Origin of the sequence: Geodermatophilus dictyosporus, from assembly GCF_900115505.1 — a bacterium.
GTDB lineage: Bacteria > Actinomycetota > Actinomycetes > Mycobacteriales > Geodermatophilaceae > Geodermatophilus > Geodermatophilus dictyosporus.
Window position 1 is genome coordinate 667,441 of record NZ_FOWQ01000002.1, and the last position, 22,882, is coordinate 690,322.

The 22,882-nt window shown below is 76.2% G+C and carries 22 protein-coding genes and 1 pseudogene; 11 read left to right on the top strand and 12 right to left on the bottom strand.

Annotated features, from left to right (window positions below):
• Positions 1-4 precede the first annotated feature (4 nt).
• Both BMZ33_RS23125 and murD read right to left on the bottom strand, forming a co-directional pair.
• A complete protein-coding gene (locus tag BMZ33_RS23125; protein ID WP_169063987.1) occupies positions 5-1,342 on the bottom strand; it encodes a MurL-like N-terminal domain-containing in 1,338 nt (445 codons plus the stop codon).
• On the bottom strand, positions 1,332-2,705 hold the full coding sequence (murD, locus tag BMZ33_RS06850; RefSeq protein ID WP_169063988.1) for a UDP-N-acetylmuramoyl-L-alanine--D-glutamate ligase: 1,374 nt from the start codon (positions 2,703-2,705) through the stop codon (positions 1,332-1,334). Before murD ends, BMZ33_RS23125 begins: the two co-directional genes overlap by 11 nt.
• Positions 2,706-2,836: 131 nt before the next feature.
• Between murD and nhaA the strand changes: the two genes are divergently transcribed.
• Positions 2,837-4,222: a Na+/H+ antiporter NhaA gene (gene nhaA, locus BMZ33_RS06855; protein WP_091108763.1), complete on the top strand. Its 1,386-nt coding sequence runs from the start codon at positions 2,837-2,839 to the stop codon at positions 4,220-4,222.
• 350 nt (positions 4,223-4,572) lie between these two features.
• The gene (locus BMZ33_RS06860; RefSeq protein ID WP_091108764.1) at positions 4,573-5,268 is read left to right on the top strand and encodes a hypothetical protein; all 696 of its coding nucleotides are present in this window, start codon (positions 4,573-4,575) and stop codon (positions 5,266-5,268) included.
• Here BMZ33_RS06860 and BMZ33_RS06865 read toward each other — a convergent pair.
• From BMZ33_RS06865 to BMZ33_RS23130, 3 genes are read right to left on the bottom strand one after another with little or no spacing between them, the layout of a single operon-like run.
• A complete protein-coding gene (locus BMZ33_RS06865) occupies positions 5,265-6,965 on the bottom strand; it encodes a DUF885 domain-containing protein (RefSeq protein WP_091108765.1) in 1,701 nt (566 codons plus the stop codon). The two genes, BMZ33_RS06860 and BMZ33_RS06865, sit on opposite strands and share 4 nt — an antisense overlap.
• Positions 6,962-7,498 carry a heme-binding beta-barrel domain-containing protein gene (locus tag BMZ33_RS06870; protein ID WP_091108766.1) on the bottom strand — a complete coding sequence of 179 codons (537 nt, stop codon included), beginning with the start codon at positions 7,496-7,498 and terminating at the stop codon, positions 6,962-6,964. The genes BMZ33_RS06865 and BMZ33_RS06870 overlap by 4 nt, the downstream gene beginning before the upstream one ends.
• A 55-nt stretch (positions 7,499-7,553) precedes the next feature.
• Positions 7,554-7,709 (bottom strand): hypothetical protein, encoded by a 156-nt coding sequence (locus BMZ33_RS23130; protein WP_169063989.1) that lies wholly within the window; start codon positions 7,707-7,709, stop codon positions 7,554-7,556.
• A gap of 66 nt (positions 7,710-7,775) precedes the next feature.
• On the opposite strand from BMZ33_RS23130, the gene BMZ33_RS06875 reads away from it, so the two are divergent.
• The gene (locus tag BMZ33_RS06875; protein WP_091108767.1) at positions 7,776-8,519 is read left to right on the top strand and encodes a DUF4184 family protein; all 744 of its coding nucleotides are present in this window, start codon (positions 7,776-7,778) and stop codon (positions 8,517-8,519) included.
• A 131-nt stretch (positions 8,520-8,650) separates the two neighbouring features.
• On the top strand, positions 8,651-9,883 hold the full coding sequence (locus BMZ33_RS06880; protein WP_169063990.1) for a PP2C family protein-serine/threonine phosphatase: 1,233 nt from the start codon (positions 8,651-8,653) through the stop codon (positions 9,881-9,883).
• Between the two features lie 149 nt (positions 9,884-10,032).
• Here BMZ33_RS06880 and BMZ33_RS06885 read toward each other — a convergent pair whose 3' ends face one another.
• From BMZ33_RS06885 to BMZ33_RS06910, 6 genes are all read right to left on the bottom strand, one after another.
• Positions 10,033-10,329, bottom strand: coding sequence for a DUF1416 domain-containing protein (locus BMZ33_RS06885; protein WP_091108768.1), 297 nt, complete (start codon positions 10,327-10,329; stop codon positions 10,033-10,035).
• Between the two features lie 5 nt (positions 10,330-10,334).
• A complete protein-coding gene (locus BMZ33_RS06890; RefSeq protein WP_091108769.1) occupies positions 10,335-11,168 on the bottom strand; it encodes a sulfurtransferase in 834 nt (277 codons plus the stop codon).
• A gap of 36 nt (positions 11,169-11,204) precedes the next feature.
• Positions 11,205-11,642 (bottom strand): DUF4395 domain-containing protein, encoded by a 438-nt coding sequence (locus BMZ33_RS06895; protein WP_091108770.1) that lies wholly within the window; start codon positions 11,640-11,642, stop codon positions 11,205-11,207.
• Between the two features lie 146 nt (positions 11,643-11,788).
• Positions 11,789-12,229: a thioredoxin family protein gene (locus tag BMZ33_RS06900; protein ID WP_091108771.1), complete on the bottom strand. Its 441-nt coding sequence runs from the start codon at positions 12,227-12,229 to the stop codon at positions 11,789-11,791.
• 48 nt (positions 12,230-12,277) lie between these two features.
• Positions 12,278-12,970 (bottom strand): LmeA family phospholipid-binding protein, encoded by a 693-nt coding sequence (locus BMZ33_RS06905; RefSeq protein ID WP_091108772.1) that lies wholly within the window; start codon positions 12,968-12,970, stop codon positions 12,278-12,280.
• Positions 12,971-12,973: 3 nt separating this feature from the next.
• Positions 12,974-13,795: a hypothetical protein gene (locus BMZ33_RS06910; RefSeq protein ID WP_091108773.1), complete on the bottom strand. Its 822-nt coding sequence runs from the start codon at positions 13,793-13,795 to the stop codon at positions 12,974-12,976.
• 212 nt (positions 13,796-14,007) lie between these two features.
• Here BMZ33_RS06910 and BMZ33_RS06915 point away from each other — a divergent pair, with 212 nt between their 5' ends.
• From BMZ33_RS06915 to pstB, 6 genes are all read left to right on the top strand, one after another.
• Complete coding sequence (locus BMZ33_RS06915) at positions 14,008-14,754, top strand: winged helix-turn-helix transcriptional regulator (protein WP_091108774.1); 747 nt, start codon at positions 14,008-14,010, stop codon at positions 14,752-14,754.
• A complete protein-coding gene (gene mshD / locus BMZ33_RS06920; protein ID WP_091108927.1) occupies positions 14,751-15,695 on the top strand; it encodes a mycothiol synthase in 945 nt (314 codons plus the stop codon). The genes BMZ33_RS06915 and mshD overlap by 4 nt, the downstream gene beginning before the upstream one ends.
• A gap of 282 nt (positions 15,696-15,977) precedes the next feature.
• The gene (gene pstS, locus BMZ33_RS06925) at positions 15,978-17,054 is read left to right on the top strand and encodes a phosphate ABC transporter substrate-binding protein PstS (RefSeq protein ID WP_091108775.1); all 1,077 of its coding nucleotides are present in this window, start codon (positions 15,978-15,980) and stop codon (positions 17,052-17,054) included.
• A gap of 110 nt (positions 17,055-17,164) precedes the next feature.
• Positions 17,165-18,115, top strand: coding sequence for a phosphate ABC transporter permease subunit PstC (gene pstC / locus BMZ33_RS06930; protein ID WP_091108776.1), 951 nt, complete (start codon positions 17,165-17,167; stop codon positions 18,113-18,115).
• Positions 18,115-19,194, top strand: coding sequence for a phosphate ABC transporter permease PstA (gene pstA, locus BMZ33_RS06935; RefSeq protein ID WP_091108777.1), 1,080 nt, complete (start codon positions 18,115-18,117; stop codon positions 19,192-19,194). Before pstC ends, pstA begins: the two co-directional genes overlap by 1 nt.
• Positions 19,195-19,233: 39 nt before the next feature.
• Positions 19,234-20,013, top strand: a complete 780-nt coding sequence (gene pstB / locus BMZ33_RS06940) for a phosphate ABC transporter ATP-binding protein PstB (RefSeq protein WP_091108778.1) — start codon at positions 19,234-19,236, stop codon at positions 20,011-20,013.
• Between the two features lie 117 nt (positions 20,014-20,130).
• Here pstB and BMZ33_RS06945 read toward each other — a convergent pair whose 3' ends face one another.
• Positions 20,131-21,783, bottom strand: a complete 1,653-nt coding sequence (locus BMZ33_RS06945) for an LCP family protein (RefSeq protein ID WP_169063991.1) — start codon at positions 21,781-21,783, stop codon at positions 20,131-20,133.
• 703 nt (positions 21,784-22,486) lie between these two features.
• On the opposite strand from BMZ33_RS06945, the pseudogene BMZ33_RS23135 reads away from it, so the two are divergent.
• Positions 22,487-22,882, top strand: a pseudogene (locus BMZ33_RS23135) (hypothetical protein); the annotation flags it as partial.

Here is a 22,882-nt window from a genome sequence, read left to right on the forward strand (position 1 = left end):
CGACTCAGGCGACGGCGCTGCGGGCGCCGGCCAGCACCCGCTGCAGCGCCTCCAGGTACCGCGGCGGGACGGCGTGCGCACCCCGCGGGGCGAGGAACCGGGCGACGGTGGCCCCGGTGACCTCCGCGGCCGCGGCGGCCTCGGCACCCAGGGCCCGCACCACCGGCGCGTCACCCCACGAGAGGCTGGCCGCCAGGTGCGCCATCGCGGCGGCGCTCTCGGCGCGCTCCCCCACGCAGTCGAACGGCTTCTCGGTGGCCCACAGCTTCCGGAACCCGTCGGCCAGCGACGCGTCGTCCAGGGGGTTGCCGCCGAACACCGCCACCGCCTCCTCCGGGCGGAGGAACACCGCGAAGCACAGGAACGTGAAGAGGCACTTGTCGCAGTGCAGGCACCAGCGCTGCTCGGCCTGCCCGCCCGTGTGGCGCTGGGTGTAGGAGCGGTTGCAGCTGAGGATGGACGTGCGCAGCGGCAGGGCGGCGACGGCGGCCACCGTGGCGAGCTCGGAGAGTTGCCGGGTGAGGCTGAAGTACCCGACGCCGACCTCGGCGGCGGCCGCGGCGAACAGCTGCTCGAAGGCGAAGGACTTCGAGTACTGGTGGTTGACGCCCACGCCGTCGACGGTCAGCGTCTCCTCGTCGGCCGACCGCTCGTTGGCGAACACCACGGGGCTGTGACCGCCCAGGACGGCGACCAGCGTCGAGATCGCCGAGTTGATCGCGGTCACCGGCACGTGCCCGTTGAGGCCGCCCTGCTCCGTCCGCTCGGCCAGCAGCGGGTCCAGCCTCCGGCGCACCTCGACCAGGGGAGCGCCGGCCGCGCGGGCGACGTCGCGCTGTGCGCCGGTCGGGTTGATGGCCAGCGCCGTCCCGTCGGGGATCACGACCAGTGCCAGCGCGGAGTCCTTGCCGCCGCCGACGGGCAGCAGCGCACCGCCCTCGCCGGCCGGCTCGGCGGCCTCCGGCTCCCACAGCTCGGCGTCGAACTCGACCCGGTGCGGCACCGGCAGCCGGTTGACGGCGGCGAACTCCCCCAGCCCGTCGGTGTAGGCGGCCTGCGCCACGGCGAGCTGGGCGGCGGTCACCGCCCTCTCCACGACGACCCGGCCCGGTGCGGCCAGCTTGTAGTAGCTGGTGCCCATGACCAGGTGGACGAGGTCCAGGGCCGCTGAGACGTGGAGGGGCATCCGGCCGGTCACCAGCGCGGGGTCGAGGGTGAGCCGCTCGGTGAACTCGTCGTCGCCGAGCCGGTAGGTGAAGGTGGCCTCACCGGTCGCCGGGTCGAAGGTGCGGCCGGCGACGACGAAGGCGCCGGTGTCGGGAGCGCCGGCCTCAGAGCGCACGGACGCGCTCGGCGCCGGCACCGACGAGGATCTGCTCATAGGTGGCTGCCAACTCCTCGAAGTCGCGGAAGCGGTTGTAGCTGGGGGCGCCGGGCGAGAGCAGCACGACGCCACCGGGCGGGGTGGTCGCGATCGCGCTCGCCACCGCCTCCTCCAGCGACGCCGTCTCGGTCACCCGCACCGGGACGCCGGCGGCCTCCCGGCGGACGTCGGCGGCCAGCCGGGCCCCGGTGTCGGGGACGGTGAGCAGCGCGACCTCCTCCCGCCGGTCCACCAACGCACGGGCCAGGCCGGTGTAGTCCAGGCCGCGGTCCTGCCCGCCGGCGACCAGCGTGACGGGCCGGCCGGCCAGCGCGTCGAGGGCGGCCAGCACCGACACCGGGGTGGTGGAGAGCGTGTCGTCGACGAAGGTGACCCCGCCCAGCGCCGCCACCGGCGAGAGCCGGTGCGGCAGCGCCCGGAACGCGGCGACGGCGCCGGCCACCGCGTCGGCGCACGCGGCGAGGTCGGCGCCCGTCAGGGCGGCGGCGGCCAGCGCCACCTCGAGGTTGCTGCGGTTGTGCGCGCCGGGCAGGTGCACCGGGACGACGCGGCCGGCCAGGCCGGGCGGGACCACCTCGGCCGGGTCGACCAGCTGCGCGGGGTCGAGGTACCGCTCGGCCAGCGGCCGCGCCTGCGCGCTGACCGCCACCGACCGCTGCGGGCAGGCGCCGAAGACCCGCAGCTTGTCGCGGTAGTAGGTCTGCACCGAGCCGTGCCAGTCGAGGTGCTCGGGCGCCAGCGAGGTGAGCGCGCCGCGGCCGGCGAAGTCGGGGACGGCGGCGGCCTGGTAGCTGGAGACCTCGACGACGAGGGTCCGGTCGGCCCCGTCGTCGTCGAGGAGGACGTCGAGCAGCGGCGTGCCGATGTTGCCCACGTGCACCGCCGGCCGGCCGGCCGCGGTGAGGACGGCGGCGGCCAGGGCGCTGGTGGTGCTCTTGCCCTTCGTGCCGGTGACGCAGAGGACCGGGACCCCGCGCGCCGCGGCCTCGGCCAGGGCGACACCGGTCCCCGTGGTCACGGTGGTGCGCCTGGCCAGGTCGCGGGCGTCCTCGCGGTAGGGGCTGATGCCGGGCGAGCGGAACACCACGTCGCAGCCGGCCAGGTCGGCGACCCCGGCCGCGGCGGTGACCCCCGCCGGCAGCGTCGTGAGGTCCAGGGGGCGGCTGTCGGCGACGAGCACCCCCGCGGCACCGGCGGCGAGCGCGGCCCGGACGGCGGCGCGCCCCTCGCGGCCGTGGCCCCAGACGCCCACCCGCCGGCCGGCCAGCTCGCCCAGCCGGAGGGACCCCTCCCGCGGCGGCGGGGCGGGGCGGTCGTCCACGGCGACCACTCTACGGACCGGTCCGGTCCACGGACGGCGACGACGGGTCCGCGCCGCTAGGGTGGGCGGCAGGTGTGCCGGGAAGTCTGGTCGGCGGTGCCGCACCCGACCCCTCCCCCTGGAGCCGCTCCATGAACGCCCCCCACGGATCCACCCGCGTCTTCGCCCGCGGCTCCTGGGCCGAGGCCAGCCGCATCGCCGACGTGCTGCGCAAGGAGACCGTCGGGGGCGTCCTCCTGCTCGTCGGCACCGTCGTCGCGCTGGTCTGGGCCAACTCGCCCTGGGCGGCCTCCTACGAGGCGCTGCGCGACACCCGTGTCGGCCCGGCATCGCTGCACCTGGACCTGACTCTGGGCACCTGGGCCGCCGACGGCCTGCTGGCGGTCTTCTTCTTCGTCGCGGGGCTCGAGCTCAAGCGGGAGTTCGTCGCCGGCGACCTGCGCGACCCGCGGCGAGCGGCCCTGCCGGTCGCCGCGGCCGTCGGCGGCATGGTGGCGCCGGCGGTGCTCTACACCCTGCTCAACCTCGGGGGCGACGGCGCGCTGCGCGGCTGGGCCATCCCCACCGCCACCGACATCGCCTTCGCGCTCGCCGTGCTGGCGGTCATCAGCACCCACCTGCCGAGCGCGCTGCGCACGTTCCTGCTGACCCTCGCCGTCGTCGACGACCTGCTGGCCATCACGATCATCGCGGTCTTCTACACGACGTCGCTGGCCGCGGGGTGGCTGGCGCTCGCACTCGTCCCGCTCGCGGTCTTCGGGTTCCTCGTGCAGAAGCGCATCCGCTCGTGGTGGCTGCTCCTGCCGCTGGCGGCGCTGACCTGGGTGTTCGTGCACGAGTCGGGCGTGCACGCGACGGTGGCCGGTGTGCTGCTGGCCTTCACCGTGCCGGTCGTCCGCAGCGAGGCCGCCGGCGGCCCAGGGGCGGGCCCGGGCATGGCCGAGCACTTCGAGCACCGGTTCCGGCCCCTGTCCGCCGGCGTCGCGGTGCCCCTGTTCGCCTTCTTCGCCGCGGGGGTCACCGTCGGCGGGCTGTCCGGACTGGTGGAGTCCCTCGGCGACCGCGTGGCGCTGGGCATCGTCGTCGGTCTGGTCGCGGGCAAGGTCCTCGGGATCGTCGGTGCGAGCTGGCTGGTCACCCGGTTCACCCGCGCCGAGTTCGCCGACGAGCTGGGCTGGCCCGACCTGGTGGGGGTCGCGCTGCTCGGCGGCATCGGCTTCACCGTCTCGCTGCTGATCGGCGAGCTGGCCTTCGGGGCCGGCAGCGAGCGCGACGACCACGTGAAGGTCGGCGTCCTGGTCGGGACCCTGCTCTCGGCGCTGCTGGCCACCGTCGTGCTGCGGCTGCGCAACCGCCGCTACCGGCGCATCGAGGAGCTCGAGACCCTGGACGCCGACTCCGACGGCATCCCCGACGTCTTCCAGCGCGGCACGGTCCGCGACGAGGCCGACCACGACCCCGACTGGCGCGGGGCGCCACCCCCCGGGCGGACCGCGGGCGGTTCCGCCGACGGCTGAACAACGACGTTGCCGAACCTCCGGAAGGCGACGTACCGTCGAGGTACACGAGAGGGGAGGTGGTCCGAACAATTGAATTCTTATCGGACTCGTGAGGTGGCTGTCCGCTAGCCGCCGTCCAGATGGGCCGCCCGTTCGGACTGGAACCCGAACGCCGGCATCCTGATCGCCCGTCCGTCGCACGGCGGCGAGCGAGAACCGGACAGTCACCCGACCCCCGGGCCGCCGACCTCGTCCAGTCGGCCCGTGTGCAGCCTCCACCCGGTGGTGGCGCCACGGAGCAGCCCGGGGGTCGTCCGTCCCCTGGGTACGGATCGACCCAGCCGAGCACGCCGGAGGACCGCGCGGCCGTGGAGACCGTCTCGCGCACCGCGCCGGCCGGCCGCTGGGTCGCCGAGGCGGTCCGCGCCGCTCCCCCCGACACCGTCGCCGCCCTGGTGCCGGCCCGCTTCCCCGCCTACGCGCGGGTCTTCCACCCCGCCGTCCGCTACGACGGCGACGACGACGTCTTCGTCCGGTGGGACGAGGTGGCCGCGGCCAACGGCACCAGCCCGCACCGGCTCATGCAGTGGCCCGGCGTCACCGGTTCCTGGGACCACGTCAGCGAGGCCGACCAGCCGGGACTGTGGAACGACGCGCCCGCCGAGGGGCACCTCGTCGAGCACGTGGCCCGCGAGATCGCCGCCGTCCTCGCCGGCGAGACCACCACGCCCGGCGAGTGCTGGTTCGGCTGGGACGACGACGGCGCCGCCGACCTGCCCCGGCTGCGCCTCCCCCGCGTCGACCTGCTGCTGGTCCGCGGCCCGGTGGAGCGCGCCGCGGTCAACTTCGCGCCCGAGCCGCGCGAGCAGAGCGCAGCCCTGTGGTGGCCGGCCGACCGGTCCTGGTGCGTGGCCACCGACCCGGCCCTGATGAGCACCTACGTCGGCGGCAGCGTCGACGCCGTCGACGCGCTGCTGGCCACCCGGCTGGAGGTCGCGCCCGCACTGCCGGGCGACCCCGTCAGGCCCGACAGCGACCCGGTGAACCCGGTCGAGCCCCGCTAGAGCTGCGCGAGCTCGGCCTCGAGGTCGTCGAGGCCCAGCGACCCCTGTGACAGCGCCGCCATGTGCCAGGCCCGGAGGTCGAAGTCCGCCCCGCGGGCCCGCTGCGCGGCCGCCCGGCCGGCCAGCCACGCGCGCTCGCCGAGCTTGTAGCTGATCGCCTGGCCGGGCAGGCCCAGGTAGCGGACCAGCTCGCTGTCGAGGAAGGCCGGCTCGCTGCCCAGGTGCTCGCCGGCGAAGGCGCGCGCCAGCTCCGGCGTCCACGGGCGGCCCCGGTGCGCGGCCAGCACGCCCTCGGCGTCGTCCGGGACCGGCAGCCGCAGGTGCATGCCGATGTCGATGACGACCCGGATCGCGCGCAGCTGCTGGGCGTCGAGGTAGCCCATCCGGGCGCCGGGCTCGGTGAGGTACCCGAGCTCGTCCATGAGCCGCTCGGCGTAGAGCGCCCAGCCCTCGACGTTGGCGCTCACCGAGCCCAGCGACGCCTGGTAGGTGGACAGGTCGCCGGCGACGTGCACCCACTGCGCCAGCTGCAGGTGGTGGCCCGGGACGCCCTCGTGGTACCAGATCGAGACCAGGTCCCACAGCGGGAACCGGGTGCGCCCGAGCGTGGGCAGCCAGGTCCGGCCGGGGCGGGAGAAGTCGTGCGACGGCCGGGTGTAGTACGGCGCGGCCGCGCTCCCGGGCGGGGCGATCACCGCCTCCACCCGGCGCACCGGCGCGGCGAGGTCGAAGTGCGTGCCGTCGAGGGCCTCGATCGCCTCGTCCATCATCGCCTGCAGCCGCCGGCGCACCTCCTCGACGCCCTCCACCGCCGGGCCGTGCTCGCCGAGCCAGGCCATGGCCTCCTTCGGCGTCGACCCCGGGCGCAGCGCCCGGGCCTCGGCCTGCTGCTCGGCCAGGATCCGCCGGTGCTCCGCCCAGCCCCACGCGCAGGCCTCCTCCAGGCCCTGCCCGGCGCCGAGGTCCGACCCGTTCCAGCGGCGGGCGGCGACCGCGTACCGGTCGCGGCCGACGGCGTCCGGGGTGCCCTCGGCCTGGGGTGCGTAGGTGTCGCGCAGGAAGTCGCGCACCTCGGCCACGGCGGCGTCGGCGGCGCGGGCGGCGGCGTCGAGCTCGCCGCGCAGCGCGTCGGGACCGGCCGCGGCCAGGCCGGCGAAGAACGGCCCGGACAGCCACTCGCCGAGCTGGCCGACGACGGTGGAGACCTGCCGGGGCGCGACGAACAGGCCGCGCCGGGCACCCTCGGTCAGCGTCTGCACGTAACCGCGGTAGGCCTCGGGCACCCGGGCCAGGCGGCGGGCGACGACCGCCCAGTCGTCGTCGGTGGCCGTCGGCATGAGCAGGAAGACCTGCCGGATCGAGTGCACGGGGCTGAACAGGTTCGACAGCGCCCGGAAGCCCTCGCCGGCCTCGTCCGCGGCGAGCTCCGCGCCCAGCCGCTCCCGCAGCAGCCGGGCGCAGCGGCGCTCGACCGGGTCGTCCCCCAGCGCGGGCTCGGCGGTGAGGACGGCGTCGAGCTCGGCGAGCGTGCGCCGGGTCAGCTCGGCGTCGGCCTCCAGGCCCGCGGGACTCGGGTCGGGCAGCCGGTCGTCGCCCGGGCGGGTGCCGAGGGAGGTGGCGACGATCGGGTCGAGGTCGCAGACGGCGTCGACGTAGCGGTCGGCCACCTGCCGGGGCGTGCGCACCGGGCCGCTCACCGGAGGCGCTCCAGGCGGGCCGACATGGTCGGCCGCAGCGGGGTGTCGGCCCCGGCACGGTCGATCGCGTACATCAGCGCGCCCTCGACGATGCCGTAGAGCCGGACGGCGCGGGTGGTGTCCGGGGCGTCGGGCGTGCGCGCCACCACGTCGCTGCTGAGCTCCCAGCTGGTGGTGCTGCGCGCCGTCCCCACGTAGAGCTCGACGACGCCCTCGGGGCTGGCCACCAGCAGCTCGACGTCGTCCTGGCCGCGGGGGCGCCAGAAGCCCGACTCCCGGGCACCGGGCCCCTCGACCCGGCCGTCGTCGCCGACCAGCCAGCTGCGGGCCTCGTAGGCGAGGAAGTCGCGGCCGTCGTGGGCGAAGCGCACCCACTGGCCGAACCGGCGGTCCCCGGCCCCGCCGCCGGCGAGGACGCCCTCCCCGTGCCACTCCCCCAGCAGGGGCAGCACCGAGAGGAGCGCCGGGGACACCTCCGGCCCCTCGCGGACGTCGACGGTGTCGACGACGGGCAGTTCGGTCGGGCCGGTCACCGGCCGGCGTCCCGGGCAGACATGCCGGTCACGGTAGTCGGCGCGGTGCAGCGCCTCAGCGGCCGCGGGACGGGCGCCCCGGAGGGGACGGCGGCACACGGGGTCCCTCCCGCCCGGCGCCCCGCCCGGGGCGGGCCAGCCGCCGTGCCGCGACCAGGCAGGCGAGGGCGCCCAGCGCGGCGAGCGCGACGAGGACCCAGGCGGCGACCACGCCGCCACGGTAGGCGCGCGGCCCGGCTCCGGGCGGCCGGACGCACCGGGCGGGGAGGATGGGCCGGTGCCGTTCACCGGGAGCCACCCCGCCGCGGTGCTCCCGTTCCTGCGCACCGGGCTGCCGGCGTCGGCGCTGGTGGCCGGCAGCCTCGCCCCGGACCTGCCCCTCTACCTGCCCGGCATGCCGGAGTGGCCGACGCACGGGGCACTGGCGGTGGTCACGCTCGACGTCGTCCTCGGTGGCGTGTTGTGGGCGCTGTGGCACGGCCTGCTGGCCGCGCCGGCGCTGGCCGCCGCCCCGGCCGGGCTGCGCCGCCGGGTGACCGCCCGGGTGGGGCTCCGGCCGCGGCTGGGGTCGGTCCGGGCGGTCGCGGCGCTCGTCGCGGCGCTGGCCCTCGGAGCGGCGACGCACGTCGGCTGGGACCAGTTCACGCACTGGTGGGGGTGGGGCACCCGCCGGCTGCCGCTCCTGCGCGCGCCGGTGGGCCACCTCGCCGGCGAGGACTGGTACGGCTACGACATCGCCCAGCACGCGAGCACCGTGCTGGGCGCGGTCGTGGTCGCCGGCTGGCTGGCCGTCTGGTGGCGGCGGACGCCGGCCGGCCCGGGCGACCTGCGGGACACCGCCTGGCCGGTGTGGGCGGGCCTGCTCGGGCTGGGGGCGCTGGCCGGGGGGGCCGCCGCCGTCCGGGCGCCCGACGTCCTCCGGGCGGGCGTCGCCGGGGCCACGACCGGGGGGGCGGTGATGGCGCTGGCCGCCGGCCTGGCGGCCGCGACCTGGCACGTGCGGAACCGGCTGCGCTCCTGAACCGGTCCCGGCACGTGTGGGACACGCCGGGTGTGGGGCACCCTGGGGAACCGGCACGCCCACGACGCAGGGAGGAGGACGCCGCCATCGACGGCCGACGGACCGCTCCGGACGGCGCCTCCCTGCGCGCGGTGGAGGCCGAGCTGACCCGGACGGCAGCCCGCTACGAGCGGCTGCTGTCCACCGTCGCCGACGGCATCTACGGCCTCGACCGGGACGGGCGGGTGGAGTTCGCCAACCCCGCCGCCGAGCGGATCACCGGTCGCAGCGCCGCCGAGCAGCTGGGGCACGACCAGCACCGGCTCCTGCACGCGTTCCGGCCCGACGGCTCCCCCTACCCGCGGGAGGAGTGCCCGGTGTGGCGGGCGCTGAGCACCGGGCAGGCGGTCTCCGCCGACGACGAGGTGTTCTGGCGCGCCGACGGCACGCCGGTGCCGGTCGAGCTCGTCGCCGTCCCGGTGGTGGAGGACGGCGAGGTGACCGGCGTCGTCGTCTCCGTCCGTGACCTCACCGACCGGCTCGCCGCCCGCCGCCAGGCCGCGGAGCTGCAGCGGCTGGCCGCGCAGAACGCCGCCGAGCGGGCACTGTCGGACCGGCTGCAGCGGGCGCTGCTGACCCCGCCCCCCGAGCCCGACCACCTGCACGTCGTCGTCCGCTACCGGCCGGCCGCGCACGGTGCCCGGGTCGGCGGCGACTGGTACGACGCGTTCCTCCAGCCCGACGGTGCCACGGTGCTGGTCATCGGTGACGTCGTCGGCCACGACAGCGCCGCGGCCGCCGCGATGGGCCAGCTCCGCGGGCTGGTGCGGGCACTGGCCTGGGACAACGACGAGACACCGGCGCAGACGCTCGGCCGGGTCGAGCGCGCCGCCCGCGGGCTGGCGGTGAGCACCCTGGCCACGGCCGTCCTCGCCCGCATCGAGCGGCTGCCCGACGTCCCGGTGGCCGGGGTGCGCCGGCTGCGGTGGAGCAACGCCGGCCACCTGCCACCGCTGCTGCTCGCCCCCGACGGGTCGACCACGCTGCTGGAGACCCGGCCGGACCTGATGCTGGGCGTGGATCCCGCCGCCCCGCGCCACGACCACACCGTCGACCTGCCCGACGGCTCCACCCTGCTGCTGGTCACCGACGGCCTGGTCGAGCTGCCGGGCATGCACCTCGACGAGGGCCTCGCCGCGCTGCGGGAGGCGCTGCGCGACCTGGGCGAGGAGCCGCTGGAGAGCCTCTGCGACACGCTGCTGGCGCGGCTGGTGCCCGGGCCGGGACGGGACGACGTCGCACTCGTCGCCGTCCGCACCCACCCCGAGGACCGCCCGCGCCCGCCCGAGGCCGGCCCCAACCGGCTGCCGCCCGGCGTGGAGTGACCGGCCGCGCCCGGACCCCCGGACGCGCCCGTGCCCGCCCCGGCGCTGCCGGGACGGGCACGGGTGCGGACCGGTCGGGATCCGTCGTCCTCCCCCACCGCCCACGGTGAGGGAGACGCGCCACGATCGGTCACCTGGTCATCGCCCGGTCACTGGTCGAGGACGACGGTGGTCTCGTTCAGGCCGACCTCGGCGGAGACGGTGCGCTCGCCGCGGCCGGACGGCGCCAGCGAGCGCAGCTTCCACTCCCCGGGGGCGGCGAAGAAGCGGAACTCGCCCTCGGGGCTGGTGACCACCTCGGCGGTGAACTCGTCCGTGGCGTCCAGCAGCCGGACGTAGGCACCGGCCACCGGGGCGCCGTCGTGCCAGACCTGGCCCTGGATCACCGTCTGGGTGCTCAGGTCGATGCCGGCGAGGGCACCGCCCTGCTTCGGGGCACCGCACACCGGGCTCAGGCCCCCTTCTCGATCGGGACGCCGACGAGGGAGCCGTACTCGGTCCAGGAGCCGTCGTAGTTCTTGACGTTGTCGTGGCCGAGCAGCTCGCGCAGCACGAACCAGGTGTGGCTCGAGCGCTCACCGATCCGGCAGTAGGCGATGGTGTCCTTCGAGGTGTCCAGGCCGGCGTCGGCGTAGAGCTTGGCCAGCTCGTCGTCGCCCTTGAAGGTGCCGTCCTCGTTGGCCGCCTTGCTCCAGGGCACGTTCACCGCGGTGGGGATGTGGCCGGGGCGCTGCGCGCCCTCCTGCGGCAGGTGCGCGGGGGCGACCAGCTTGCCGGCGAACTCGTCGGGCGAGCGGACGTCGACCAGGTTCTTCTGGCCGATCGCGTCGACGACCTCGTCGCGGAAGGCGCGGATGGAGGTGTCGGGGTCCTTCGCCTGGTACTGGGTGGCGGGACGCTCGACGGCGTCGGAGGACAGCGGGCGGCTGTCGAGCTCCCACTTCTTGCGGCCGCCGTCGAGGAGCTTGACCTGGTCGTGGCCGTAGAGCTTGAAGTACCAGTAGGCGTAGGCGGCGAACCAGTTGTTGTTGCCGCCGTAGAGGACGACGGTGTCGTCGTTGCCGATGCCCTTGGCGCTGAGCAGCTCCTGGAACTGCTCCTTGCTGACGAAGTCGCGGCGCAGCGGGTCCTGCAGGTCGGTCTTCCAGTCCAGCTTGACCGCGCCCTCGATGTGGCCCTTGTCGTAGGCGCTGGTGTCCTCGTCGACCTCGACGAAGACGGTGCCGGGCCGGCCGAGGTGCTCCTGGGCCCAGTCGGCGGTGACGAGCACGTCGTTGCGGCTCATGGGGGGTGTTCCTCCCTGTGGTGGGTGTGCGGGCGTTCAGGCGGTGCGGGCGGGGCGGGCCCGCCGGACGGTCAGGTACAGCTCGCAGCCCAGGCAGAAGCCGGTGGCGGCGTTGAGCAGGGCCGCCACGAGGGCCAGCCCCGTGGCGACGGCGCCGAGCAGCGGCGCGCCGAGCAGGTAGCCCGCCGCGCCGACGCCGGCGAAGACGAGGCCGACGAGCTGGGCGAAGCGCACCGGCGCCTCGGGCTCGCGCTCCCGCGCCGGCCCCAGCCGCGGGGCGACGAGGGTGCGGTACAGCACCGCGTACGGGGCGTACCGCAGGCCGGCGGCGGCACCGACGGCGAAGACGGCCGCCTGCGCGACCGCCAGCCAGCCGCTCGCGGTCAGCAGGACGACGGCGAGGACGGCACTGGTGACCCACGCCGCGAAGCGGGGGCCGCGCACGTCGACCGTGCGGGCAGGACTGTGGGTCATGGATGGGCTCTCCGGACGGCGGTCAGGGCACGTCTGGGCGGAGCAGGGCCGCCCTCAGGCGGCGCGACACAGGCAGCTGCCGACGCGGCACAGGTCGACTGTGCGGCGCGAGGTCAGCAGGGTGCCCACGCGGCGAGGGTAGCCGATCACGACGGGGCCCCCGTGTGGGCGTCGACGACGGCGGTGAGCTCCTCGGGCCGGGGCGCGCCGCTGCTGCGGCCGAGCAGCCGGCCCTGGCGGTCGAGGTAGAACAGCGTCGGGGTGCGGCGGACGCCGAGCTCGCGGACGGCGTCGAGGTGGCTCTCCGCGTCGACGTGCACGTAGGCCAGGCCCGGCCGGGTCCCCTGCAGGTGCTGCAGCCGGGCACGCGTGGTCCGGCACGGCCCGCAGAACGCGGTGGAGAACTGGACGACGGTGAGGTCGGCGTCGCCGGGCCGCACGCCGAGGCCCTCGAGCACCGCGGTCGGTCCGCCCACGGTCTCCTCCTCCGCCGTCCGCACCCTGCCGTCACGGGCGCGCAGCCACCACGCCGCCACGGCGGTCAGGACCAGCGCCGCGGCGAGCACCAGCAGCCCGGTCCCGCTCATCCCCCGCCCCAACCGGAGCCGCCCGGGGGGCATTCCCGGGTCACCCGGTCAGGCGGTCGCCGCGAGGACGACGTCGGTGCCCTCGACCGCGACGCGCACCCCGTCGTCCCCCGGCGTGACCCCGGTGAGCTGCAGGTCGTAGGGCAGCCGGACCGGGTAGCGCAGGTCGAGCAGCGCGACGGCCCGGTCGACGACGAGGTCGGGGACGTCGACACCGGCCGCGGCGGCGTCCTCCACCACGACGACCAGCTCGTCGCCCTCGAGCACGACGTCGCCGGTGGCGGTGAGCGGCACCGTGTAGCCGAGCACCTCGACGGTCCGGGTCACCCGCAGCCCGTCGCCGGCGCGCTCGAGGGTGGTGTCGGCGCCGAGCTCGCGCGAGAGCAGCGCGTAGGTCAGCGTCGCCGTGCCCTGCACCCGGTCCACCGGCACCTGCTGCACCGTGCCCGTCAGCGCGTCGGACAGCGGCACGTGCACCCCGCGCAGCGTGACGTCGGCGCGGGTGCCCTCGGGCTGCCCCAGGTCGTCGGCGGTCAGCCCGATGCGCACCTCGTCGTAGCGCCCCTCCACGGCCTGGGTGAGGAACGGCCAGCCGGTGACGTCCACGTCGGGGGTGCCGCCCAGGCCGCCGGCCTCCTGCAGCGTCCGGGCGGCCTGCTCCTCGGCCACCCCCTCGGCCACCGGGTCGGCGACCAGCGCGAGCACGACCAGGAGGACCACGACGGCCAGCAGGGCACGCACGGGTCAGACCACGGCGAGGGCGAGCAGCGCCGGCGCGCAGACCGCCAGCGGCAGGACGGCGTCGCCGAGCACGCCGGCGGCCGGCCGGGCGCCGTCGGCTGACCAGGCGTCGGCGAGGGCGAACGAGGTGGCCAGACCGGCGAGGGCGGCGACCAGCCCCAGGACCAGGCCGGTGGTGACCCCGGTGACCACGTCGACCAGCGCACCGGTGCCGCTGCCCCACAGCGCGACGGCGACGCCCGCCGCCACCGCCAGCAGCATCCCGGGGACGCCGCGGCCCACGCCCTCGGCGACCGCGGGCCGCGGCAGCACGGCGTCGACCAGGTGCCCGGCGGCCAGCGCCGCGCCGACCACGAGCAGCGGCGAGCCGGCCGGGTCGGCGTCGTCCCCGGCGACGTCGGGCAGCAGGAGCAGCGCGAGCGCGCACGCTGCGGCCACCAGCAGCGCGGTGGCGCCCAGCGAGCCGACGACGTCGCGGCGCGGCGGGCGACGCAGCATCTGGTGCAGCACCGAGGCCAGCAGCGCCGGTCCGGCGACGGCGAGCACCGCCCCGGGCCCGGGGCGATCGGCCGCGGTGACCAGCAGGTCGGCGACGACGCCGGCCGCCAGCGCGAGCACCGCCACGCCCACGGCGCCGGCGGGGGCGGTGGCCGCCACCCAGCCGGCGGCCAGCGCGGCCTGCAGGACCACCACGGCGGCCAGCCGGCCCTGCTCGCCCAGCACGAGGGGCGCTCCGACCAGCAGCGCGGTCGCGCCCGCCACGGCCACGGCGGCGGCCAGCTGCCGCGCGCGCGTGGACGGCCGGGGCTCCAGCGCGGTGGTCACGCACCCTCCTCGCCGGGACCCGGCGGCGCCGGGACGGGCCGCGTCGCCTGTGATCGTGGCAGACCCCCGCCGCCCCGGCCCCGACGAACCGGACCGGCGCCGCGGCCCCGGCGTGTCGCCGTGCGGTCACGGTCACCGGACCGGCGTCGCACGTCGGCTATCCTGCTGGCTCGGTTCGACAGCGCCGTCGACAGCCTCCCCGAGGAGACGACATGCGACTCGTGCTCATGACCGCGGCGCGTCAGGCCACCACCGAGGTGCTGCCCGCCCTGGGCCTGCTCGGCCACCAGGTGCGCGTGGTGGCGCCGGAGCTGTCCAGCCTGCTCGACGGTGACTCCGGTGACGTCGTGCTCGTCGACGCCCGCCACGACCTGATCCAGGCCCGGACGCTGTGCGGCCTGCTGTCGTCCACCGGGGTGGCCTCCGCGCTGGTCGCGGTGCTCTCCGAGGGCGGGCTGGTGGCGCTGTCGGCCGACTGGGGGGTCGACGACGTCCTGCTCGACACCGCCGGCCCCGCCGAGGTCGACGCCCGGCTGAAGTGGGCCACCGCCCGCCGGCTCGCCGCCGCCACCCCGGCCGACGGCGCCGACGGCGGCGTCACCCAGGCCGGCGAGCTGGTCATCGACGAGCACAGCTACTCGGCCAAGCTCCGCGGCCGGCCGCTGGACCTCACCTACAAGGAGTTCGAGCTCCTCAAGTACCTCGCCCAGCACCCGGGCCGGGTCTTCTCCCGCGCCCAGCTGTTGCAGGAGATCTGGGGCTACGACTACTTCGGCGGCACCCGCACCGTCGACGTCCACGTCCGCCGGCTGCGCGCCAAGCTCGGCACCGAGCACGAGGCGCTGATCGGCACGGTGCGCAACGTGGGCTACAAGCTCGACCAGCAGGTCGCCGACGCCACCGCGGCCGCCGCGCGCGCCGAGGCGGAGGAGCGGGCCACGCCCGCGCCACTGCGCTGAGCACTCCCTCCGTCCGCGACGCCGGGCGACTCGACCCGGCCGCCACCGCGGCCGTCCTCGCGCTGCTGCGCGCCGCGGCGGCGGCCGACGGCGTGCGCCCGCTGTCGGAGGAGGCCGAGCTGCGGCTGCAGCACGGCGGCCCGCCGGGCGGCCGGGACGTCCTCGTGCTCGACGACGGCGGCGCCCCGGCCGGGTACGCCCGCCTGGAGCTCGGCGCGCCCGGGTCCGGGGACGACGCGGAGGCCGAGCTGGTCGTGGCGCCCGCCGCCCGCGGCCGCGGTGTCGGGGACACCCTGCTGACCCGCGTCGAGGAGCTGGCCGGAGACCGCCCGCTGCGGGTGTGGGCCCACGGCGACCTGCCCGCGGCGACCGCGCTGGCCACCGCCCACGGCTACACCCGGGCGCGGGTGCTGCTGCAGATGCGCCGGCCGCTCACCGACGACGACCTCGAGCCGCGTGCCGCGCTGCCCGCGGACGTGCGCGTGGCCGCCTACCGGCCCGGCCGGGACGGCCCGGCCTGGCTGCGGGTCAACGCCCGCGCCTTCGCCGCCCACCCCGAGCAGGGCAGCTGGACGCCGGAGGACCTGCGGCTGCGCGAGGCCGAGCCGTGGTTCGACCCGGCCGGCTTCCTGCTGGCCTGGCGCGGCGACCCGGACGCCGGCGGCACGCTGCTCGGCTCGCACTGGACCAAGGTGCACCCGCCCGGCGACGCCGGCCCCGACCCCGTGGGCGAGGTGTACGTCCTCGGCATCGACCCCGACGCCCAGGGGCTCGGCCTGGGTCGCGCGCTGACCGACCGCGGCCTGGCGCACCTGCGCGCCCGCGGCCTGGAGCAGGTGCTGCTCTACGTCGAGGAGGACAACCTCGCGGCGGTGCGGCTCTACGAGGGCCGCGGCTTCTCCCGGTACGCCGTCGACATCTCCTGGCGGCGCGTGCCCTGAGTCGCGCTCCTGCGACCGAACAGGCGGTTCTCCCGCGTCGGTGTGTCCGCTGCCACCTGACACGCGGTCGTTCACCGAGCGGATGTGACGTCGTCCTCACTCGGTCGGGAAAGGCTCGGCGGCCGTTCACCACGCGTTCACCGATCCACCCGGGACCGGCCACCTGGGCTGCCTACCGTCCTGCTCGACGGTCCCGACCGCCCGGCAACGACGTCCGGGCTCCCTCTCCCGAAAGGCACTGGGTTGACGCTCAGCACCAGGTCTCGCGCGGTCCCCCTGACGATGGCCCTGGCCGGCACCCTCGCGCTCTCCGCGTGCGGTGCCGCCAACGAGTCCGGCGCCTCCGGCGGCGGAGGCGGCGGTGGCGCCGACACCCAGCAGCTCAGCGGCGACCTCGTCGGCGCCGGCGCGAGCAGCCAGCAGGCGGCCATGGAGGCCTGGCAGGCCGGCTTCCAGGGCGAGTACCCGGACGTGGACTTCTCGTACGACCCGGTGGGCTCCGGCGGCGGTCGCGAGCAGTTCATCGCCGGCGCCACGGACTTCGCCGGCTCCGACGCCGCGCTCGACGACGAGGAGCTGACCGCGGCCCAGGAGCGCTGCAGCGGCGGCGAGGTCTTCGAGCTGCCGAACTACGTCTCGCCCATCGCGGTCATCTTCAACCTCGAGGGCGTCGACGAGCTGGACCTGCAGCCCGCCACGATCGCCGGCATCTTCACCGGTGCCATCGCCAACTGGAACGACCCGGCCATCGCCGCGGACAACCCGGACGCGACGCTCCCCGACCAGGCCATCACCCCGGTGCACCGCGGCGACGACTCGGGCACCACGGACAACTTCACCGACTACCTGTTCCAGACCGCCGGTGACGTGTGGACCGCCGAGCCCGACGGCGTGTGGCCGCTGCCGGGCGGCGAGGCCGCCAACGGCACCTCCGGCGTCGTCGGTGTCGTGGAGAGCACCGCCGGTGCGGTCACCTACGCCGACGCCAGCCGGGCCGGCGACCTCGGCGTCGTCAGCGTCGGCGTGGGCAGCGAGTTCGTCGCCCCGTCGGCCGAGGCCGCCGCGGCCGTCGTCGAGAACTCCCCGGCCGTCGAGGGCCGCGGCGAGTACGACTTCGCCATCGAGGTGAACCGCCAGACCGAGGGGTCGGGCGAGTACCCGATCGTCCTGGTCAGCTACCACATCGGGTGCATCCAGTACGACGACCAGGCGGCCGCCGACAACGTCAAGGCCTTCATGTCCTACGTGATCAGCGAGGACGGTCAGCAGACCGCCGCCGACAACGCCGGCAACGCCCCGATCTCGGAGAGCCTGCGCGAGCAGGCCCAGACCGCGGTCGAGGCGATCACGGCCGGCTGACCCGACCCGACCGCGGTGGCCCGGGAGCGTCCGACGACGCCCCGGGCCATCGCGCCGCCCGGAGGCGGGCACCCGACAGACACCCACCTGATCGACCCCACGGAGCAGCGGTGACCGCCACGAAGGCCCCGTCCGAGCCCAGGTCCCAGCAGGCCGTCCGCCGGCCGGGCGACCGCATCTTCGCCGGCAGCGCCAAGGCCTCCGGCGTCTTCATCCTGCTGGTCCTCGCCGGGGTCGCGGCCTTCCTCGTCAGCGAGGCCGTCCCCGCCCTCACCGCTCCGGCGGAGGACGTCCCGGGCGGCGAGGGGCTGGGCGCCTACGTCGCCCCGCTCGTGCTGGGCACCCTGCTCGGCGCGGTGCTGGCGCTGCTGGTCGCCACTCCCCTCGCGGTCGGCATCGCGCTGTACGTCACCTACTACGCGCCGCGGCGGGTCGCCGCCACGATGGGCTACGTCATCGACCTGCTGGCGGCCATCCCCAGCGTCGTCTACGGCTTCTGGGGCCTGGCGGTCCTGGCGCCGGCCCTCGTGCCCTTCCACGTGTGGGCCGCCGACACCCTCGGCTTCCTGTCCTTCTTCGCCGGTCCCGCCTCCACGAGCGGACGGACGATGTTCACGGTCGGCCTGGTGCTCGCGGTGATGATCCTGCCGATCATCTCGGCGATCTCGCGGGAGGTGTTCAGCCAGGCGCCGGCGCTGCACCGGGAGGCGGCGCTGGCACTGGGTGCGACGCGCTGGGAGATGATCCGGATGGCCGTGCTGCCGTACGGCAAGTCCGGCGTCATCGGCGGGGCGATGCTGGGCCTGGGCCGCGCGCTGGGCGAGACGATGGCGGTCGCCATCGTGCTGTCCGGCGGCGCCGGCGCCACGCTCAACCTGATCAGCAGCTCCAACCCCTCGACGATCGCGTCGAACATCGCGCTGCGGTTCCCCGAGGCCACCGGCCTGGGGATCAACACGCTGATCGCCAGCGGCCTGGTGCTCTTCGTCATCACCCTCGCGGTCAACATGCTCGCCCGCTGGATCGTCAACCGGCGCGCCGACTTCTCCGGAGCCAACTGATGAGCACCGACACCCGGCCGGCCGCTCCGGCCCCCGTCCAGCCCCGCGGGCCCGTCCGCGTCGAGCGCCGGCTGCCCCGCCTCGCCCCGCTGGGTCTCTACCTCGCCGGCGTCGCCCTCGGCGCCGGACTGTCCGCGCTGACCGGCTCCAGCCTCAGCTCGACCGTCGTCTACGGCGTCGTCCTGGGAACGCTCGCGGTGTTCCTGGCCTCGCGCCTCGTCGAGGGCCGCCGCAAGGCCACCGACCGGCTGGTCACCTGCCTGGTGACCACCGCGTTCGGCGTCGCGATGGTCCCGCTGGTGTCGCTGGTCTGGACCGTGCTCGACAACGGCCTGGCGCGCTTCGACGCCACCTTCTTCTCCAACTCGATGTTCCGGGTGGTCGGCGAGGGCGGCGGCGCATACCACGCCATCCTCGGCACGCTGGTCATCACCGCACTCGCCACGGTGATCTCGGTGCCGATCGGCCTGATGACGGCGATCTACCTGGTGGAGTACGCCACCGGCCGGCTCAAGCGGGCCATCACCTTCTTCGTCGACGTCATGACCGGCATCCCGTCGATCGTCGCCGGCCTGTTCGCGTTCGCGCTGTTCACGCTGCTGTTCGGCAACGACGTCCGGCTCGGCGTGATGGGCGCCGTGGCGCTGTCGGTGCTGATGATCCCGGTCGTCGTCCGCTCCTGCGAGGAGGTGCTCAAGCTCGTCCCCAACGAGCTGCGGGAGGCCAGCTTCGCCCTCGGCGTCCCGAAGTGGCGGACGATCGTCAAGGTCGTCCTGCCGACCGCGATCGCCGGCCTGGGCACCGGCGTCACGCTGGCCGTCGCCCGCGTCGTCGGCGAGACCGCGCCGCTGCTGGTGACCGTCGGCCTGATCACCGGCACGAACCTCGACCCGTTCGACGGGCGCATGGCGACCCTGCCGGTGTTCGCCTACTACCAGCTGACCCAACCGGGTACCGACACCCAGGCGTTCCTCGACCGGGCCTGGACGGCGGCCCTGGTCCTCATCATCCTGGTCATGGCGCTCAACGTCGTCGCCCGCCTGATCAGCCGCTTCCTCGCCCCCAAGACCGGTCACTGACCGACTGACGCCGACCGACTGACACGGAGGGACACGCACGTGGCCAAGCGCATCGAGGTCTCCGACCTCGACATCTACTACGGCGACTTCAAGGCCGTCGAGGGCGTCAACGTCGCCATCGAGCCCCGCAGCATCACCGCGCTCATCGGGCCCTCGGGCTGCGGGAAGTCCACCTTCCTGCGCTCGCTCAACCGGATGCACGAGGTCATCCCCGGCGCCCGGGTGGAGGGCAAGGTCGTCATGGACGGCCAGGACCTCTACGGCGCCGACGTCGACCCGGTGAACGTCCGCCGCCAGATCGGCATGGTGTTCCAGCGGCCGAACCCGTTCCCGACGATGTCGATCTACGAGAACGTGCTCGCCGGCAACCGGCTCAACAGCAAGCGGATGAAGAAGGCGGAGGCCGACGACGTCGTCGAGCGGTCGCTGCGCGGCGCCAACCTGTGGAACGAGGTCAAGGACCGCCTCGACCGCCCCGGGTCGGGCCTGTCCGGCGGGCAGCAGCAGCGGCTGTGCATCGCCCGCGCCATCGCCGTCGAGCCCGACGTGCTGCTCATGGACGAGCCGTGCTCGGCCCTGGACCCGATCTCCACCCTGGCGATCGAGGACCTGATGACCGAGCTCAAGGACCGCTTCACCATCGTGATCGTCACGCACAACATGCAGCAGGCGGCGCGGGTGAGCGAGTCGACCGGGTTCTTCAACCTCAACGGCGTCGGCCAGCCCGGCCGGCTCATCGAGTTCAACCCGACCGAGAAGATCTTCAGCAACCCCGACGAGAAGGCCACCGAGGACTACATCTCCGGCCGCTTCGGATAGGCCACCCCGACGAGGGACCCCGGGGAGTGCTCCGCAGGGGCCTCTCGCGCGGTGTGCACGTGGTGCCGGCGGCGGGACGCCCGGTGAACGGCGCGTGCACACCCCGCGGTCGCGGCGTCAGCCGCAGCTGACCGGCTCGGCGCTGGCCGCGGTGCTGGTCCCCGCGGCGGCCGCGGTGTCGGCGGCCGGGGTCTCCGGTGCCGGTGCCGGCGCGGCGACCTGCACCGGGACGACGCCCGAGTAGCCCGGCCCCAGGACCAGCTGGACGGTGTCGCCGATCGCGTCGCTGGGCTGCAGGACCGCGGTGGGGACGGCGGCGGCGACGGTGCGCGCCTGCTCGGCGACCCCGGGTCCGTGCCGGACGACGGTCTGGTTCACCGTGCCGAGCTCGTTGCCGACCTCGCCGACGGTGAAGCCCTGCTGGCGCAGCAGGTCGGCGACGGTGGCGGCCAGGCCCGGGGTGGCGGTGCCGTTCAGGACGTCGACGGTGATCCCGGCCGGGGCCACGGTGAGCGGCTGCGCCTCGGGCGTGGCCGCCGGCTGCTCGGCGCCGGTGGGAGCCGCCGGCGCGGCGGCGGTCGGGTCGGCGGGCGCGGTGGCGGCGGCGACCACCGGGGTGGCGTACTCGGCGGGCACCGAGCTGTCCTCGATGACGGAGTCGAACAGCGACCGGACGCCGGCGCCGTCGAGCAGCACGTGGGCCTGGTCGCTGCCGGCGGGCACGTAGCCCACCTGCGCCACCGGCAGGGGAGCTCGCTGCACGGCATCGCCGTCGAGCTCGCCCAGGGCGTCGGCGAGGGTGCGCAGGTCGCCGAGGGTGGTCTGCTCGTCGACGGTGATGGCGTCGGCCGCACGCGTCAGGAAGCGGGTCAGCTCGACGGTGTTGCCCAGCGTGCCGACCGTCATGGCCGAGCGCAGCGTCGCCGACAGCAGCAGTTCCGTGCGCCCGGCAGCGGCGGCGCCGGTGACGTCGGAGCCGGCGTCCCCGGGCGCGAGGTACCGCGAGACCTGCTCGCCGGTCAGCTCCGAGGTGCCGGCGGGCAGCGGCAGCGCGGCGGCGGCCGTGGGACCGGTGCCGGGCAGGCAGACGCTGACCCCGCCGATCGCGTCGACCATGGCGGGCAGCCGGCCGAGGTCGACGGCCAGGTAGTGGTCGACGCGCAGCCCCGACAGCTGCTGGACGGCGCGGACCGTGCACGCGGGGCCGCCGGTCAGCAGGGAGACGGCGAAGGCCTCGGTGACCGGGTCGCGGACCGAGCCGTCGTCGCCGCGGCACCCCGGGGTGTCCACCAGCGCCGTCGGCGGCACGCTGAGCACCACCGCCCGGCTCCCGTCGGCGGCGACGTGCACGAGCAGGGTGGTCACCGACGCCGGACCCTCGGCGCCCGGGAGTCCGGTGCCGACGACGAGGTAGGTGGTCGAGCGCTCCTGCAGCTGCGGGACCAGGACCTCGGGCCCGTCGGGGGCGAGCGCGGCGACGCGGGAGATGCCGCGGTCGACGTGGACGTAGAGGCCGGCGTGGTAGGTGACGACGATGCCGACCAGCGCGGCGAGGGCCAGGGCGATCCGTACCAGCCGGCGCCGGCCGGGGCTGCGCTCGGGCCGGCGCCGCGCCTCGGGGCGGCGGGTGCTGCCGGCACCGGACATCGCGGGCGCGGTCAGGCCCGGGATCGGCGGGACGGGCGCCGAGCGCTGCACGCCGGTCGGGCCGCCCCCCGGCAGCGGCGGCACGCCGGCGCGGGCACCCGGGAGACCGGGCAGCGGGGGCACCGGTGCGGAGTGGCGGACGCCGGTGGCCGGGAGGCCGGGTAGCGGAGGGACGGGCTGGGACCAGCGGACCCCGGCGGGGGCACCGGGCGCCGGCGAGGCGGGCCGGGCGCCGGCGGCCGGCGTCCCGGGCAGCGGCGGGACCGGCCCGGACTGTCGCACGCCGGGGGCCGGCGACGGCGGGACCGGCGGGGACGGGGGCGCCTCCGCCGGCGCGCCGGGCACCGGCGGCAGGCCGCCGCGGGGGCCGTTCCCCGCACGTGGGGCGGCGTCGGGCCCTGGGGTGGCGGACGCGGGACGGCCGCCGGGTACGGGCGGGAGGGGACCGCGGTGGGCGGGCAGGGACTCACCCGGTTCGAGCGGGATGGGGACCTCACCGGTGCGGCGGGCCGCGCGGCGGCCGGTGGCGCCGCCGGAGCGGGACAGCAGTTGCTCGACGGTGACCGGCCCGGGGTCGCCGGGGCCGCCTCGGCCCTCGGCCCGGCCGTCCCGTCCGCGCTCGTCCCCCACCGGTGTCGACATCCCATCGTCGTCGTCCGTGCCCTTGCGCCCCGCACGCGCGGCAGCACACAACGATACGGCCCGCGGGGCGTCGGAGCCGGGAACGTGCGGGTGGACCCGCCGGGAGCCGCGTCGGCCGAGCGCCCAGGGGGGACGTCGGCGCAGGGACCAGGCACGCACCGGCGCCGGCACGTAGCGTCGCCGCGTGAGGCTGCCGTCCATCCCCGGTCCGTCCGACGTCTTCGGTGCCGTCGGGAGCCTGCGCGACGGGCTCGGCGAGGCGCTCGCGCTGGTGCCCCGGCTGGCGGAGGCGGTGCGGCGGCTGGAGGGGCTGCTCGACCGGGTGGACGGCGCGGTGGGTCGCGCCGAGGGACTGCTCGACCGGGTCGACGGCGCGGTCACCGCCGTGGAGGGGACGCGGCAGCGTGCCGACGCCTTGGTGGAGCGGGTCGGGACGACAGTCGACTCGGCCGACCGGGCCATCCACGCGGTCGGCGGGACGCAGCGCCGGGCCGACGACGCGATCAACGCCGTGGAGGGCACCCAGCGCCGCGCCGACGAGGCGATCAGCGCTGTACAGAGCACCCAGCAGCGCGCCGAC

What these genes read in the sequence shown, in the direction of transcription:
- BMZ33_RS06890 (WP_091108769.1), bottom strand. Translation starts at nt 11,168, where the DNA reads ATGAGCCGCAACGACGTGCTCGTCACCGCCGACTGGGCCCAGGAGCAC.
- pstA (WP_091108777.1), top strand. Translation starts at nt 18,115, where the DNA reads ATGAGCACCGACACCCGGCCGGCCGCTCCGGCCCCCGTCCAGCCCCGC.
- pstS (WP_091108775.1), top strand. Translation starts at nt 15,978, where the DNA reads ATGGCCCTGGCCGGCACCCTCGCGCTCTCCGCGTGCGGTGCCGCCAAC.
- nhaA (WP_091108763.1), top strand. Translation starts at nt 2,837, where the DNA reads ATGAACGCCCCCCACGGATCCACCCGCGTCTTCGCCCGCGGCTCCTGG.
- BMZ33_RS06900 (WP_091108771.1), bottom strand. Translation starts at nt 12,229, where the DNA reads ATGAGCGGGACCGGGCTGCTGGTGCTCGCCGCGGCGCTGGTCCTGACC.
- BMZ33_RS06895 (WP_091108770.1), bottom strand. Translation starts at nt 11,642, where the DNA reads ATGACCCACAGTCCTGCCCGCACGGTCGACGTGCGCGGCCCCCGCTTC.
- BMZ33_RS06915 (WP_091108774.1), top strand. Translation starts at nt 14,008, where the DNA reads ATGCGACTCGTGCTCATGACCGCGGCGCGTCAGGCCACCACCGAGGTG.